Origin of the sequence: Methanoculleus formosensis (assembly GCF_025384765.1) — an archaeon.
Taxonomy (GTDB): domain Archaea; phylum Halobacteriota; class Methanomicrobia; order Methanomicrobiales; family Methanoculleaceae; genus Methanoculleus; species Methanoculleus formosensis.
Genome location: NZ_VHLL01000002.1, coordinates 184693 through 199090 on the forward strand (window position 1 = coordinate 184693; position 14398 = coordinate 199090).

General features: G+C 65.8%; 15 protein-coding genes. 9 read left to right on the plus strand and 6 right to left on the minus strand.

The genetic code is table 11. The features are described 5' to 3' along the window. Positions 1–23: 23 nt before the first annotated feature. Together FKB36_RS04420 and FKB36_RS04425 are read left to right on the plus strand one after the other, a co-directional pair. Entirely contained in the window at positions 24–473 is a 450-nt protein-coding gene (locus FKB36_RS04420) for a PPC domain-containing DNA-binding protein (protein WP_261596822.1), read from the plus strand. Further along, positions 470–2260: a YgiQ family radical SAM protein gene (locus FKB36_RS04425; protein ID WP_261596823.1), complete on the plus strand. Its 1791-nt coding sequence runs from the start codon at positions 470–472 to the stop codon at positions 2258–2260. Before FKB36_RS04420 ends, FKB36_RS04425 begins: the two co-directional genes overlap by 4 nt. A 5-nt stretch (positions 2261–2265) precedes the next feature. Here the strand turns inward: FKB36_RS04425 and FKB36_RS04430 are convergent, their stop codons facing one another. From FKB36_RS04430 to FKB36_RS04440, 3 genes are all read right to left on the minus strand, one after another. Further along, positions 2266–2538, minus strand: coding sequence for a hypothetical protein (locus FKB36_RS04430; RefSeq protein WP_261596824.1), 273 nt, complete (start codon positions 2536–2538; stop codon positions 2266–2268). 25 nt (positions 2539–2563) lie between these two features. After that, positions 2564–2851: an HNH endonuclease gene (locus FKB36_RS04435; protein ID WP_261596825.1), complete on the minus strand. Its 288-nt coding sequence runs from the start codon at positions 2849–2851 to the stop codon at positions 2564–2566. Between the two features lie 114 nt (positions 2852–2965). After that, positions 2966–3253, minus strand: a complete 288-nt coding sequence (locus tag FKB36_RS04440; protein WP_261596826.1) for a hypothetical protein — start codon at positions 3251–3253, stop codon at positions 2966–2968. Between the two features lie 180 nt (positions 3254–3433). On the opposite strand from FKB36_RS04440, the gene FKB36_RS04445 reads away from it, so the two are divergent. Genes FKB36_RS04445 through FKB36_RS04455 form a run of 3 tightly spaced genes read left to right on the plus strand, consistent with a single transcriptional unit; the run spans position 3434 to position 6340 of the window. Continuing rightward, complete coding sequence (locus FKB36_RS04445; RefSeq protein WP_261596827.1) at positions 3434–4123, plus strand: TIGR00266 family protein; 690 nt, start codon at positions 3434–3436, stop codon at positions 4121–4123. 31 nt (positions 4124–4154) lie between these two features. Further along, positions 4155–5189: a DUF2117 domain-containing protein gene (locus tag FKB36_RS04450; protein ID WP_261596828.1), complete on the plus strand. Its 1035-nt coding sequence runs from the start codon at positions 4155–4157 to the stop codon at positions 5187–5189. 2 nt (positions 5190–5191) lie between these two features. Then, positions 5192–6340, plus strand: coding sequence for a hypothetical protein (locus FKB36_RS04455; RefSeq protein WP_261596829.1), 1149 nt, complete (start codon positions 5192–5194; stop codon positions 6338–6340). Between the two features lie 150 nt (positions 6341–6490). Here the strand turns inward: FKB36_RS04455 and FKB36_RS04460 are convergent, their stop codons facing one another. Then, the gene (locus tag FKB36_RS04460; protein ID WP_261596830.1) at positions 6491–8137 is read right to left on the minus strand and encodes an ATP-dependent DNA ligase; all 1647 of its coding nucleotides are present in this window, start codon (positions 8135–8137) and stop codon (positions 6491–6493) included. An 88-nt stretch (positions 8138–8225) separates the two neighbouring features. Between FKB36_RS04460 and FKB36_RS04465 the strand changes: the two genes are divergently transcribed. After that, entirely contained in the window at positions 8226–8459 is a 234-nt protein-coding gene (locus tag FKB36_RS04465; protein WP_261596831.1) for a hypothetical protein, read from the plus strand. A gap of 16 nt (positions 8460–8475) precedes the next feature. On the opposite strand, the gene FKB36_RS04470 is transcribed toward FKB36_RS04465, so the two are convergent. Both FKB36_RS04470 and FKB36_RS04475 read right to left on the minus strand, forming a co-directional pair. Beyond that, a complete protein-coding gene (locus FKB36_RS04470) occupies positions 8476–8949 on the minus strand; it encodes an SdrD B-like domain-containing protein (protein WP_261596832.1) in 474 nt (157 codons plus the stop codon). 340 nt (positions 8950–9289) lie between these two features. Beyond that, a complete protein-coding gene (locus FKB36_RS04475) occupies positions 9290–11815 on the minus strand; it encodes an SdrD B-like domain-containing protein (RefSeq protein WP_261596833.1) in 2526 nt (841 codons plus the stop codon). A gap of 254 nt (positions 11816–12069) precedes the next feature. On the opposite strand from FKB36_RS04475, the gene FKB36_RS04480 reads away from it, so the two are divergent. The 3 genes from FKB36_RS04480 to FKB36_RS04490 all read left to right on the plus strand — a co-directional run bounded on the left by FKB36_RS04480 (position 12070) and on the right by FKB36_RS04490 (position 14325). Further along, positions 12070–12585 carry a DJ-1/PfpI family protein gene (locus FKB36_RS04480; RefSeq protein ID WP_261596834.1) on the plus strand — a complete coding sequence of 172 codons (516 nt, stop codon included), beginning with the start codon at positions 12070–12072 and terminating at the stop codon, positions 12583–12585. Beyond that, positions 12579–13292, plus strand: coding sequence for a dolichyl-phosphate beta-glucosyltransferase (locus tag FKB36_RS04485; protein ID WP_261596835.1), 714 nt, complete (start codon positions 12579–12581; stop codon positions 13290–13292). Before FKB36_RS04480 ends, FKB36_RS04485 begins: the two co-directional genes overlap by 7 nt. A gap of 79 nt (positions 13293–13371) precedes the next feature. Next, positions 13372–14325, plus strand: coding sequence for an HD domain-containing protein (locus FKB36_RS04490; RefSeq protein ID WP_261596836.1), 954 nt, complete (start codon positions 13372–13374; stop codon positions 14323–14325). Positions 14326–14398 lie beyond the last annotated feature (73 nt).

Sequence of the window (14398 nt, forward strand, 5' to 3'; positions counted from 1 at the left end):
CAATATCCAGGAGAGTTGAGTCCATGCAATACTCGGAAGGGCAGGTCGGCAGGGTCTTCACCGTCCGGATCGACGACGGAGAGGACTTCCTCCGGGAGATCCAGCGGTTTGTCGCGGCGATGAACATCAGGTGCGGGACGGTCCAGTTCCTTGGCGCCGTCCGGTCGGCAACGCTCGTGACGGGCCCGAAAACGCCGGTCATCCCGCCGTCCCCGCGGGCCGAGGAGATATTCGGGGGCTGGGAACTCCTCGGGTTCGCGACCATCTACCCCGGGGAGGACGGGCCGTCCATCCACCTCCACGCGGCGGCGGGGAAGGGGATACGGTCGCTCGCCGGGTGCCTCCGGGAGAAGGCGGAGGTCTACCTGGTGGTCGAGGCGATCGTGACGGAGTTCGTCGGCATCACCGCAAAACGGCTCCCGGACGAGAAGACCGGCGTCAACCTCCCGGTCTTCGACCGGATGCTCCCATGACCAGACAACCGGAATACCTCCCCATGACGATGGGGGAGGCGAGAAGGCTCGGTATCGACCAATTCGACATCGTCCTCGTCACCGGCGACGCCTACGTCGACCACCCCTCCTTCGGGACGGCACTGATCGGCCGGGTCCTCGTCGACGCCGGTTACTCGGTCGGGGTCATCGCCCAGCCCGACTGGAAGAGCGATGCCGACCTCCGGCGCCTCGGCGAGCCGCGTCTCTTCTTCTCGGTCTCGGCGGGAAACGTCGATTCACTGGTGAACGCCTTCACGCCGAACCTGAAACGCCGGAGCTCGGACGTCTACTCGCCGGGAGGGAGACTTCTCCGGCCTGACCGGGCGACCCTGGTCTACACCGACCGCATCCACGCCCTCTTCCCGGAGACGCCGATCGTCATCGGCGGGATCGAGGCGAGCCTCCGGCGGTTCGCCCACTATGACTACTGGTCCGACTCCATCCGGCAGGCCATCCTCGCCGACGCACCCGCCGATCTGCTTGTCTTCGGTATGGGCGAGCGCCAGGTGGTCACGATCGCCGACCGCCTCGCCGCGGGCGAAAGAGACCTCACCGGTATCCCCGGCACCGCCCGCCGGGTCGACCTGAAGACCTGGCGGAGCATGGACCAGTCCGGCTACGTCGTCCTTCCCGGCTACCCGGAGGTGAAGGAGGACCGATATGCTTACGCGAGAGCGTTCGCGCTCCACTACAACGAGCAGGACCCCGTCCGGGGGAGACCGGTGGCCCAGCCGCACCCGAAGACCGTCGTCGTCCAGAACCCGCCGGCGATGCCGCTCTCAGGCGTTGAACTCGACCGGGTCTACGAACTCCCCTATACGAGGCGGGCGCACCCCTCCTACACCGAACCCATCCCCGCCCTCGAACCCGTCAGGTTCTCGGTCGTCACCCACCGGGGCTGCTTCGGCGCCTGCTCGTTCTGCGCCCTCACCCACCACCAGGGGCGGATCATCCAGAGCCGGAGCGCCGACTCGATCGTCCGCGAGGTGGAGCGGATGGCGCGGATGCCGGAGTTCACCGGGGTCGTCCAGGACGTCGGGGGGCCGACGGCGAACATGTACGGCATCCACTGCGGCCGGTGGGAGAACGACGGCACCTGCCCCGAGCGCCGCTGCACCGACTGCCCCGCGCTCGACCGAAGCCACGAGGAGCAGGTCCGCCTGCTCCGTCGCATCCGGGATATCCCGGGGGTGAAACGGGTCTTCATCGCTTCAGGCATCCGTTATGACCTGATCCCTCCGGGGGAAGAGTACCTCGCGGAGATCTCACGCCACCACGTCTCCGGACACCTCAAGGTCGCGCCCGAACACGTCTCGGAACGCGTCCTCGCCTGCATGGGAAAACCCCCCCGCGAGACCTTCGACGCCTTCCGCGAACGGTTCGAGGCTCTCCAGGAGGGGAAGAAGAAACGGCAGTACCTCGTCCCCTACCTCATGTCCGGCCATCCCGGGTGCCGGATCGCCGATATGGTCGAACTTGCCGAGTACGTCCGGGACGCCGGCCTTTATACCGAGCAGGTCCAGGACTTCACGCCGACCCCGATGAGCATCTCGACGACGATCTACCATACCGGCCTCGACCCGTTCACCCTCAAAGAGGTCTACGTCTCGAAAGGCCGGGAGAAACGGGTCCAGCGGGCGCTCATGCACTACCGCGATCCGGCGAACTACGCTCTCGTCTGCGAGGGGCTCCGCGCCGCCGGGAGGGAGGACCTCATCGGGAGCGCGTGGCGGTGCCTCGTCCCGGCGAGACGAAAGAAGAAGTAAGGGTATCAGCGCAGGACCGAACCGACGGCGAACCCGGCGGCCATTGCGAGCACCGGGTTCGGGATCCGGGGGATCACGAGCGCCGTCACCGCGAGCGTGGCCGCACAGTTGGCTGCCGTTCCGCGGGTGAAGACGTCGCTTGCCATCCGCATCGTCGAGGAGCGCCATTCATGATGGGGCCCCGAAGGGAGCGCTACCCGCTCGACAAGGTCGCTCGCCGTCCGCATGGTAATCGAGCGCCATGAAGCCGTCTGCGACACGCTCTTTCTGCAGGGCATGGTAACCGGTGATGAGGAGCGGGGATTACTTATTTCTATGGTCGGCGAACTCCCCCCGGATCCGGCGCATGTGGTTCAGGTGGCAGGAGGGGCAGAGGGCCGCCAGGTTCCCGAGTGTATGGGGCCCGCCGCGGATCACCGGTTGCCGGAGGTCGAAGTATGTTGATACGGCATCGAGCGGGGTGCCGCACCCGGCGCACAGGTTATCCTGCCGCTCAAGAACGGCCTGGACAGCCTCGTGCGTGAGATACGCATCTCCGATAGGCATGTCGTCGAAATGCACCGCGGCATGAACCCCGCGCCCAGATGTCACGCGGAGAAATTATTTTTCCAGATGATATACCTTACGGTCCTGCACCGGGCTGCAGCATCCGAAAAGAGAGATCTGTACCGGCGAGCAAGATGCAGGCGTATTCCCGCTCCGAGTTCAGGGGGAAGGCGCGACCCGTTCGACCGCCCGGTTCACCAGGCTCATCCCCGACTCCGCCATGTCCATCAGGCGTTCGAGATCCTCGCCCCACGTTTCAAGCCATTCGGGGACGTCGCGGGCGAGCGAGAGCAGGTCGCCGCCAATTTGCGCGATCCCATCGATAAATTCCCCGAACGCTTCGGCCGTCTCGAAGACACGCTCCGTTGCGTCGGAGACAGCGGGCATCCAAGCGCTGGTAGCCATTACGACGACGGCGAGGAGCAGGACGAGAGCGGTCGTCCTCATGGCGCCGCCTCACCGGCCGGAACGCCAATGAAGCGGACGGGAGGCGATCCGTTCTGCATATGGATCGTTACGGTATCGAAGGATATTAAGCCGCCCGTTGTGTGGTTCTCAAAAAACTGCTGCCGGCATCCGGCGAAGAAAGAGAAAAGTCCAATTACCCAAAACGGAAGATAATCAGGCATGCAGTACGAGATCACGGGAGACAACCTGCAGATGGTGACCCTCCGCCTCGCCCCGGGCGAGAAAGTCTGCGCCGAGGCCGGCGCCATGGTCAACATGAGCGGGAACATGCAGATGACCACTAACATGAAGGGCGGGCTCTTCAAGGGGCTCAGACGGATGATGACCGGCGAGGGACTCTTCATGACCGAGTTCACCCCCGAGGGAGGGAACGGGTTCGTCTCGTTCGCCGGGAACGTCCCGGGAAAGATCTTCACCCTCGACCTTAACGGAAACGAGTTCATCGCCCAGAAAGACGCGTTCCTCTGCTCCGAGCAGGAGATCGACCTCGATATCGCGTTCACGAAACGCCTCCGTTCAGGTGCGTTCGGCGGCGAGGGGTTCGTCCTGCAACGCATCTCCGGTAGCGGGAAGGCGTTCCTCCACTGTTGCGGGGACATCATGGAGATGACGCTTGCACCGGGCGAGGTGGTCAAGGTCGAGACGGGGCTCGTCGTCGGGTTCGAGAGCACCGTCGATTACAGCATAGCGCTTGCCGGCGGCGTGAAGACCGTCTTCTTCGGCGGCGAAGGGCTCTTCCTCGCTACGCTGACCGGGCCGGGTAAGGTCGTCATGCAGTCGATGGACGTCGCGAAACTCGCGAACTCCCTGATACCCTTCCTCCCCATCCAGAACTCATCGGGGCAGTAACCTGATAGTCCGCGAGACCCAAGATCTGGGTATGAGATCCCCGACGGCGGACCCCGTCATGGTGGTGCACGGTCCCGAGGCGTTCGATGCCGGCGACGTGGGGCGGCTGATCGATCTCCTCTCGCCCCGGCAGGTGCTGGTCGCGGGAGTGATGGCCCGGACGGCCGCCGAGGAATCGGGGCTTATGGTCGTCTGCACGGACGAGCGGCCGAGCGTGGTGCTCGCCGCCCTCTCCGGGCGGGCCTTCCTGGTCAACCGGGGAAAGACCCCGGAGTCGGGCCGGATATTCGGCGAGCTTGTCGCCGGCAAACTTCCGGGGCTCGTCCATGTCGAGACATCGAGCGGGACCGTCTACTGCTGGAACCGCGGCGACGTCGTGCTCGCGGAGGAGATTGCCCGGCTGACGGGTTACGCCCTCGCCCCCGTAGCGAGCGACGAGACCCAGCGGGAAGACGTGCGGGAGATCCGGGGGTGCCTGCCCGGGGAGGCGGTCTTCGTGAACGGGATCGTCATCGGGACGGCGACGGCGGAGACGGTCGTCCTCGCGAGCGAGGACGGGAGCCTCCGTCCCGTCTCCGGCCTCGATCCGAAACCGCACGGGTTCGAGAAACTCCTCCGGGCGGGTCTTCCCGATATCCGGAGAGCCTGGTGCAAGAGCGGGGCGGTAAGGAGGGCGCCGCCCGGCCGGGGCGAGCGCGCCCGCTGCAGGGGGAGGATCGCGGTCATCGACCACTGCGGCCACACCCTCTATGGCGAGCTCGGGGAAGACGTCTGCGGCGTCCTCGCCGTCGGCGACGACACCACCGCCGTGTGCGGGCATATCTGCTCGCACTCCGGCATCCCCGTCTTCGGCGTGGTCGACGGGGATGGGGACGGGATCGTAGCGCCCGGGTACGCGTCCGGATCGGTGGTGGTTGAGGTCCAGATTGGCCGCGACGACGACGTTGGGCAGGAACTTGCGGCCGTCCGGGATCTCGAGACCGACTCGTGGGAGGAGTGGGTGGAAGAGACGCTCCGCGTTCTCGGTGGAAGGGTGCGGGTCGTCATCGACCTTCGTGGAGGATGAGCATGCAGTGCGCCGAGTGTAAGGGAAGAGGGTTCTGCGGACTCGAACGCTGCCCGATCATGAGCAGGTTCTACGCGCAGCTCCCGGTCCGGCAGAGCGACCGTTACCAGGGGGCTGCGCCGTCGGTCTTTGTGGGGAGTTACGGCTACCCGAAGGTCGCGGGCGGCCCGCTGATGATCGACGACGCCGACCACCCGCCGGACTGGGTGGCGCGGGGCCTCGGGATCGAGGAGATCGTGGGGCTCCGGGCCCGGACTATCCGCGGCGCCGGCGAGGCGAAGAACCTCTCCGGGAGCATCCAGGAGATCGCGCTCTCGAGCAGTCCGCTCGACGTCGAGGTGCGGTTCACGAAACCTGTCGCCTTCGACCTCCGGTTCGACGGGACGATCACCCCTGTCGGGCTCACCGGCGCCATCCAGAAAATGGACGTCCTCGAGAACGCCCGGGTGGACCGGGCGGTCGACCGGGTGACCTCCGACACCGATCTCGGCGCAACCGACGCCTGCGAGATCCTCAACGCCTCGGGAACCGACGTCTACCAGATCACCCAGCTCCTCACCGCCGGCCTCCTCGGGAGCGAGAAGAAGCGGCACGTCGTCCCCACCCGCTGGGCGATCACGGCGGTCGACGACACCGTCTCAAAGCAGCTCAAGAAGAAGATCGCCCGCTACCCCCCGCTCTCCGGGATAGAGGTCTTCTCCGCCGCGCTCTACGGCAACCACATCGTCTGCCTCCTCGTCCCGGGGGACTGGAAGTTCGAGATGATCGAGGTCTGGGGAAAACAGTCGCTCTGGGGCGGCGGGAACGAGTCGATCACCGTGGACGGCGAAGGACTCACCAAGTCCGGCTACTCCCCGATCGCAGGGGCCTACTACTCGGCACGCCTCGCGGTCGCGGAGTACCTGGAGAGCGTGCGCCGTTCGGCGCGGGTGCTCGTGCTCAGGAATGTCACCGGCGAGTACTGGGCGCCGCTCGGCACCTGGGTCGTGCGGGAGGCGACGCGGAAGGCCATGCAGGGCGAGAAGACGGTCTGCGCCGACCTCCGGCAGGCAATCGATCTCGCCTCCCGACTGATCGGGTTTGCCCACTGGCAGCCCCACAGCAGGCTCATCCCGGAACTCACGACGCAGAAGACGCTTTTTGACTTTTGAGTGAACACAGGGCGCGAGTTGAGGGGGCTTGGGGGGCCTCACGCGAAAAGCGCGAAGCCGCGAAGGGAAGTTGCACACCCATTTACCAATCTTCGCGTCCTTCGCGGCTTCGCGTGAGATTAGATCACTTTCTCTGCTGACACGAGATATCTACAGAGACTCCTGCCCGTTCCTCTGCCTTCCGTAGCGTTCCGCGAGGGAGTCGAGGGTCTCGGCCTCGTCGACGCTCTTGTCCTCGCGCACCCGGACAAAACGCGGGAACCGGAGCGCGTAGCCGCTCTCGTAGTTCGGGCTCGTCTGGATCTCGGAGTAGCCCACCTCGAAGACCACCTCCGGCTCGAGCGTCACTTCCTTTCCAGAGCGGGCGATCACCCGGTCCTTGAAGAGGGCATAGAGCTCCGCGAGCATCTCGTCGGTGATCCCGGTCGCCACCTTCCCGACGGTGAGGAGCCGGCCCTGGTCCTGCACCGCGAGCAGGAACGAGCCGAACGTCCCGGCCCGCCGGCCTTCGCCCCACTCCGCCCCGACGACCGCGAGGTCGAGCGTCTCGACGCCGGGTTTGACCTTCACCCAGATCCGGCCCCGGACACCGGGGGTGTAGGGCGCATCGAGGACCTTCACCATCACGCCTTCGTGCCCGAGGTCGAGGGCTGCGGCGTAGATCGACTCCGCCGCGGCCGCATCAGTGACCCGGAACTGGGAAGTGACGTGCTCGCGAAGCGCCCCCTCGAGGGCTTTGCGCCGCTCAGAAAAAGGGCGATCCATCAGCGTCTCGCCGTCCAGGTAGAGGATGTCGAAGACCCTCGGAACGAGCTCGATCTTCTCCATCATCGCATCGACCTCGTGCTTGCGCCGGAACCGCCGGATGACATACTGGAACGGCATCGGCCTCCCGTCGCGGACGGCGACCGCCTCCCCGTCCAGGATGACGTCGTGGTCGGTCGCCTCCCGGAGGAGGGTTACGATGTCGGGGAGGCTCTCCGTGACATCCTCCAGTCTTCGCGAGTAGATCCGGCAGACGCCTCCCACCTTGTGGAACTGGAACCGGCTCCCGTCGTACTTGTACTCGACCGCCACCTCACCGTGGTCCTCAATCTGGGCGGCGATGGTTCCCGCCTGCGCAAGCATCATCTTCACCGGCCGGAACGGCTCGATCGTCACCCGGGAGAGCGCGTCGGGGTCGCGCCGGGCAAGGAGGGCGACCGCCCCGAGATCGTTCATCGCCTGGTGGGCATGCTCGACCAGGCGGACGTCGACCTCGAAGGCCTTCGCGACGGCGTCGCGGACGTTTCCTTCCCCCACCCCGATCCGGAGCTCCTCGAGCATCAGCCGTGCGAGATACCGTCCTTCGAGCGGCAGGGCGTTGCCGAAGAGCCACTGCGCCACGCGGAGTTTCTCCCGCTGCGACCGCTGCCCCTCGGCGGCCGCAATCCGCTCGAACTCCCGGTAGACCCCGGTAAGGTCGAGTTCCTCGGTGAAGAACGACGTCTGCTCCTTCTTTGCAAGGAGGGCCTCGACGGCGAGACCCGCGTCGCCGGTCGTGTTGATCGCCTCGCGGACGGTCTCCCGCTTCGTCCCGACGACGTAGGCCACGGCGTCGTAGAGGAGGTTCGGGCCCACGCCAAGTTTTTTGCTGCTCCAGTCGGGGAAGACCCGGCCCATGACGAACCGGACGAAGACGGGGAGCTCCTCGTCGTCGAGCCCGGGGAGGACGGCGGCGACCTGCTCGATCATATCGAGGCGCCCGGGGGTCCCTTCGAGACGTTCGCAGACGCGGGCGAACTCCAGAAACTGCATACCCATAATCTCTGAAGTATTTCCCGGCGGGGCCAATCAACCCTTCTATTGAGCACGATTGATGTGGGAGAAGTGCCCATCTCTATCCATGCACCAGGACGAAGAAACGAAAGAGATGCTCCGTGACCTCCTCTGGCTCAACGCCCTGATAGCCACGGAGCTGATCCAGATCACCGAGAACACTTCCCGGATCCTTCGCAAGGCAGATCCACCGGAGTCCTGCATCGTGGAGCACGCGGCTCTCCGGGAGACGGCGCTCAAGATCGCCGACCGCTACAAACCCGACACGATGCTCCGAAAGCACGTCGCAGAGCACCAGTGAAAAAATGTGACCGCCGTCAGAGAGCGGCCGGCACCAGGCCGGCATCCCTGACGACAAGATCCGTCGTCGTGATCGCCTCTTCTGTCAGGTCGATGGGGGTGGTCGTCCCATTTGCCGCATCGACGGTGCTCGCCGTCTCCCCGGGTTCCCCCATGCCGGGGACGGTGAAGCCGTAGCCCTCCGGCGGGACGACCTCGACGGTGTAGTTCCCCGCGGGGACGCCGCTGAAGATGTAGAGCCCTTCACAGGCGTGGGCGAACGTCTCGGCCGTTGCTATCCGTTCCCCTGCGGTGTCGAGGAGGTGGACGACAACGCCGGTCGCACCCCGCTCACCGGGATCCTGGACGCCGTTCGCGTCGGCATCTAAAAAGACCGTCCCCCCGATCGTGCCGAGGGTCTTCTCTTCTCCCATACCCGGGACGGCGGCACCCGCCGTCGAACCGAAGACGAACGCTGCTATGATGATTCCAAGAACGCTGATATACCTCATCCGATTCACCTCACCTGCCCGGGCGCTCCCGGGCATCTAACCCCCGGCGATTGGTCACCGCCTGCATCGCGTTCCGGCGGCCGGGCAGGGCGAAATTTTTCCGGCCCGTTCTCTTCCCGGGGTTCAGGCTCAGAATAGCGTTTATAATATATTAATATTTTTATATGCTGTGCAAGGAGTTTTGCGAGGGCTGTGGCCGTATCCAGGCGATTCGATGCAAAATAGTGGATGATGTCGCGCCCCTCACACCGGAATAGCCGGAGCAAGAACCCGGGGTGGAGAGGCGGCCATAGAGGAGCCGCGCACCCCCCGCTGCCGTCAGGGACCTGTCCCGGGCCCGTCAATCATCCCGGTCGTCGTCCTCCTTATCGTCGTCCTCATTCGCACCACCGGCAGTCACCATACGAGCATCGTCCTGCTCCCTGCCAGATCCGTCATCGGTATCGTCCGTTGATACCTGAGTTGCATTCCCGGGGTTCTGCAATGCAGCGGTCATGGTGGGCATTTTCCGCTCGTCATCCCCCGCCCCACCGCCATCATTCTCCTGCTCATCACCCGCTCCGTCTGATGTGCCGCCCGTCTCATCATCGTCCGCACTTTCCTGCTCCCCGGCTCCCGGGGTCCGGGCAGGGGAGGCGGGGACCAGCCCCGCATCCCTGACGACCGTCTCACCGCCGCCGACCTGGAACCGGGTCGTCGCGCCGGTCACCGGGTCAGCATGGCTGTCCCCGCCGGTGCTCGTGAAAGCATAGCCGTCCGGCGCGGTGAACGCGACGGAGTACTCCCCGGGCGGGAGCGGGCCGAAGAGGTACAGGGAGAAGTAGCGGTCGTGATACCCGGTGCGGGCCGATGAAACCAGGTTCCCGCCCGCATCCAGGAGGCGGACCTCGACGCCCGTCAGGCCGGTCGTCTCCCCCTTCTTGAGCCCATCAGCGTCATCGTCGCTCCAGACCGTCCCGAGCACCCACCCGTAGGCCTCTGCCGGCGTCGCCGGGTGGTAGTTGCCGATGAAACCCGCGTTCAGGGTCTGCCGGTCAACCCCGCTCTCAGCGAACGCCACGATATCATCCAGGGAGCTCGCATCGCTGCCCTTACCGGAGACGGTGCAGGAATACCCGTCCGGGAGGACGAACTCCACACCGGCGTAACCGACGGAGGGGATGGTCCCGAACCGGTATGACCCGTCCGGGCCGGTGGCGGTATGATCGATCATGCTCCGCTTGCCGATCAGCCGCACGTTGATCTCGGGGATACCCGGCTCGCCGGGATCGCGGACGCCGTCACCGTTCAGGTCGTACCAGACCGTCCCCGAGAGCGATTCTGCCGCGCCGCCGGTCTGGTTATTCCCGTCGTCATCGTTGTCGTCGTCATCACCGTCGTCATCGTCGCCGACCGGTGTCATGGTCGGAGACGGCACGGCCGTCATGGTCGGTGAGGGCGTAGGCCCGGGCGTCCAGGTGGGCCCGGGTGTCGGGATCCCCGTCGGAACCGATGTCGGGGTCACCGACGGGGTCACCACCGGGGTCGGGATGGCAGTCGCCGTATCGGTCGGTACGGGCGGCGCCCTGGAGATTATCGGCGCTTTCGGGGGTTTTGATGGTGCCGTCGTGGGTGCGGGCGTCGGGGTCACGGTCGGCGTCGGCGTCGGTGCAGGCCCCAGTCTCACCGCCCAGGCGTCCGTATTCGCCGGCCCGTCTCTCTCTGTCGCGTTGAACTGCCCTGCGAAGACGTACTCGCCCGGCGCGGCCTCGATGAGCGATGCGGCCTTATCGCCGGGGTTCTCGCCGCCGAACGTCCTGCTCCACGCCACCGATCCGCCGGCGTTGGTCGCGACCAGCCAGGCGTCGGTGTCCGCCACCCCGGGGTAAGCCGTCTCCCCGGCGAAGAGGTAGCCGCCGTCCGCAGTCTCGATGACGGCTGCCGCCGTCTCGTTCACGCCGAAGTCACCGTAGATCCAGTTCCAGAGGGTATCCCCGTCAGGCGTGAACTTGATGAGGAGGGCGTCGGTATCGACCGTCGTGTTATCGGGCCGCTCCGTGAACGTCCCGGCGACGACCAGGTTGCCCTCAGAGGTGTTGATCACCGCCCGCCCGGCATCGTCATCGGGACTGCCGAACGTCCGGTTCCAGATCTCGTTACCGGACCCGTCCAGCCTGACCACCCAGACGTCGGCCATGCCCGCGCCCGAGGACTCGGTGCTCCCGACAACGACATAATCCCCGCCGGGAAGCCGGGTGACGGCGTTCGCGGCGTTCTCCCCCGCCCCGCCGAACGTCCGGTTCCAGGCCTCGTCCCCCGTCTCGTTCACCCTGGCCACCCAGGCCGAGGACCCATTGCCCTCCCGCGGCGCGATGGAGCCGACGACGACGTAACCCCCGCCTTCCGCCTCGATGACCGCGGTTGCCGTGGCGTTGTCGTCCGCTCCACCGTAGGTCCGGTTCCAGACCTCCTCGCCGGAGGGGTCTATTTCCATGAGCCAGGCATCGGTGTCCGCCTCAGTCCCGTTCGTGACGAACGTGAGGTTCCCGGCGAAGAGGAGGTTCCCTCCACCGGTCCGGATGATGGAGTGCGCAGCATCAGCCTCCTCTCCGCCGTATGTCCGGTTCCACTCCTCGCTGCCGTCCGGCGCGAGCCTGACCACCAGGGCGTCCGTCTTCCCATCAGCGGGAGATGCCGTCTCCCCGGCGAGGAAGAATCCGATCCCGCCGGGGCCGGGGACGATCGCATATGCCGCGTCGTAGGTGCCGGGTTCTCCGTACGTCCGATTCCAGATGACCACAGGATCTCCTGCCTGTGCTCCTGCGCCCGCGACGAGCGCGAGTGCCGAGAGCAGGACGATCCAGAAAAAGATACCGCGTCGCATCATGTCTCTCTCCTCATCTCCGCCCCGGGAACAGGCACGCGCCCCGTGCCGGGGACGGCCCGATCCGGATGAAACCGGGCCTCCGGCAGAGCCTTCGGGACTCACGCCGCCGCAGGGCCTGCACTTCAATGACACAATTAATATAATAATCTTATTTCAAACACGACCCGGACATTTCCCGGCATCCTGCCCGGGGACACGACCCTGCTCCACAACCATCAATACGCTTATCAACAAATCCTTGATAGAAGACGCGTATGAAACTCTTGCTTGCGATTGCACCTGAACAGTTCAGGGACGAGGAACTGGAGATCCCAAGACGGACCTTCGAGGAGGCGGGGATCGGCACCGACCTCGCCTCTACGGCCGCCGGCACGTGCACGGGGATGCTCGGGGGCACCGCGGAGGCGACCATGGCGTTCGAGGACGTGAACGACGAAGACTACGTCGGGATCGTGGTCGTCGGGGGAAGCGGCTCGGAGAAGCATCTCTGGGGAAGCGAGAGGCTCCGGGAGCTCGTCCTGTCGTTCTTCGAGCAGGGCAAGGTCGTCGGTGCCATCTGTCTCGCGCCGGTCGTCCTGGCACGGGCGGGCATCCTCGCCGGACGGCATGCGACGGTATACCCGAGTCCGGCGGCGGTCGCAGAGATGAAGAAGGCGGGAGCGAACCTCCTTGAGATCCCCGTCGTCGCCGATATGCAGGTCGTGACCGCGAACGGCCCTGCTGCCGCCGCACAGTTCGCCGATACCATCATCACGAAACTGGAATGTTAGACGATACCGACAACGGCGGCGTGAGCCCTGCGGACTGCACCCTGGTGGTTCCCGCATACAACGAAGAGCGGCGGATCCGGTCCGTCCTCGAGGACGTCTCGGGTTTTGGGGGCGATCTCGTCTTCGTCTGCGACGGGACGGATTCCACCGCCGCGATCATCGACGCGTTCGCGGCCGATCACCCGTCGCTCTCCATCCGGTGCCTGACCTACCCGACCCGGCTCGGAAAGGGGGGAGGCGTCGTCGCCGGGATGGAGGCGGCGGCGACCCGCTACGTCGGCTACATGGACGCGGACGGCTCGACCGCGCTAGCCGAGATGGAGCGGCTCTTCGGCCGCCTGACCGCCATGGACGGTGCTATCGGGTCGCGCTGGGTCGAGGGCTCCATCCTCCCCGTACGGCAGGGGTTCCGCCGCCGGGTCGAGAGCCGTCTCTTCAACTTCATGGTCAGGGCACTCTTCGGCCTCGACTACCGGGACACCCAGTGCGGCGCAAAGGCCTTCCGGAAAGATGCGCTCGAAGAGGTCCTCCCCTCGATCCAGTCGACCGGATTCGAGTTCGACGTCGAACTCCTATGGCGGCTCCGGCAGAGCGGCTGCCGGGTGGAGGAGGTCCCGATCACCTGGGAGAACCGGGACGAGTCGAAGGTGGCGACAACGGACGCAAAAGCAATGCTGCTCGGGATGATCCGGCTCCGGTTCGGGTAGTCCGCCTCCCCCTCTCCTCCTGGAACAGATCGCCGGGTTTTAAGCCTCTTTACGTGGATGGAATCTTGACGGTGATCCGGTGCTTGAGAAGACGGTCTTCGTGGAAGAACTGAGCGGGAGCGTCCAGGTCGACGCGCCCTTCGTGGTGGAGGCTGCAGAACTCCGGGATAAGCGGGGCGGCAAATACATCCAGCTCGCCATATCCGATAAGACCGGACGGGGGACCTGCAAGGTCTGGGGGACGCCGGACCTCAGCGCGGGAGAGATCGAGGCGTTCTGCCGGGCGATCCGGCCGGGCGAGGTCTACCGGATCCAGGGATACGCGAAGGAGTTCAACGGCACCTGCGAGGTGAACGTGAACGACGGGATAGCGAACCTGACCGACCCGATCCGGGGAGACCTCCTCGATCCCTCCTGGTTTGTCCATGCGCCCGCCGACGATGAAGGAGTCCGGCGGGGACTCGGGCGCATGACCGCCCGGATCGAGGATCCGGGCGTATTCTCCCTCGTCTCACGGGTGATGAACGACACACCCGGGTTCTTCGAGGCGCCCGCGGCCAAACGCCGGCACCACGACTATATCGGAGGGCTTGCGGAGCACACCCTCGAGACCGCGGAGATTGCGGCGAGCCTCGCGGGCAGCGTCTCGCGGGCAGAGATGGACACCGACGTCCTCCTCGCCGGAGCGCTCCTCCACGACGTCGGCAAAGCCTCCTGCTTCTGCCGCCGCGGGTTCTCGTTCGTCGCGCTCCCCGACTACACCCTGGTCGGGCATACGGCAATCGGGGCCGCAGCGCTCATGAAGTTCTCCGCAGGGGTCGATCCCGCGCGGTTCAGCCACATCCTCCATATCGTGATGTCGCACCACGGCCCCCACGGCGATGTCCAGCCCCGGACGCCCGAGGCCTGGGCGGTTCACTTCGCCGACAACGCGAGCGCCACCCTCCGGAGCGTCTGCGACGATGCGAGCGGCCTTGGCCCCGGAGAGGAGCGGCAGGGAGCACGGACGCGGCAGATGGTCTACCGGTTCTGAAGGACACCAGCACCTCGCTAATTTCAGCATTTGCAATCGAGCAAGTCACGCCCGGCGACCGGAAGCGGGATCA

Bases quoted from the DNA above. Each gene is read 5' to 3' on its own strand.
- FKB36_RS04420 (WP_261596822.1), top strand. From the start codon at position 24: ATGCAATACTCGGAAGGGCAGGTCGGCAGGGTCTTCACCGTCCGGATC.
- FKB36_RS04425 (WP_261596823.1), top strand. From the start codon at position 470: ATGACCAGACAACCGGAATACCTCCCCATGACGATGGGGGAGGCGAGA.
- FKB36_RS04430 (WP_261596824.1), bottom strand. From the start codon at position 2,538: ATGCCCTGCAGAAAGAGCGTGTCGCAGACGGCTTCATGGCGCTCGATT.
- FKB36_RS04440 (WP_261596826.1), bottom strand. From the start codon at position 3,253: ATGAGGACGACCGCTCTCGTCCTGCTCCTCGCCGTCGTCGTAATGGCT.
- FKB36_RS04445 (WP_261596827.1), top strand. From the start codon at position 3,434: ATGCAGTACGAGATCACGGGAGACAACCTGCAGATGGTGACCCTCCGC.
- FKB36_RS04450 (WP_261596828.1), top strand. From the start codon at position 4,155: ATGAGATCCCCGACGGCGGACCCCGTCATGGTGGTGCACGGTCCCGAG.
- FKB36_RS04455 (WP_261596829.1), top strand. From the start codon at position 5,192: ATGCAGTGCGCCGAGTGTAAGGGAAGAGGGTTCTGCGGACTCGAACGC.
- FKB36_RS04460 (WP_261596830.1), bottom strand. From the start codon at position 8,137: ATGCAGTTTCTGGAGTTCGCCCGCGTCTGCGAACGTCTCGAAGGGACC.
- FKB36_RS04465 (WP_261596831.1), top strand. From the start codon at position 8,226: ATGCACCAGGACGAAGAAACGAAAGAGATGCTCCGTGACCTCCTCTGG.
- FKB36_RS04470 (WP_261596832.1), bottom strand. From the start codon at position 8,949: ATGAGGTATATCAGCGTTCTTGGAATCATCATAGCAGCGTTCGTCTTC.
- FKB36_RS04475 (WP_261596833.1), bottom strand. From the start codon at position 11,815: ATGATGCGACGCGGTATCTTTTTCTGGATCGTCCTGCTCTCGGCACTC.
- FKB36_RS04480 (WP_261596834.1), top strand. From the start codon at position 12,070: ATGAAACTCTTGCTTGCGATTGCACCTGAACAGTTCAGGGACGAGGAA.
- FKB36_RS04485 (WP_261596835.1), top strand. From the start codon at position 12,579: ATGTTAGACGATACCGACAACGGCGGCGTGAGCCCTGCGGACTGCACC.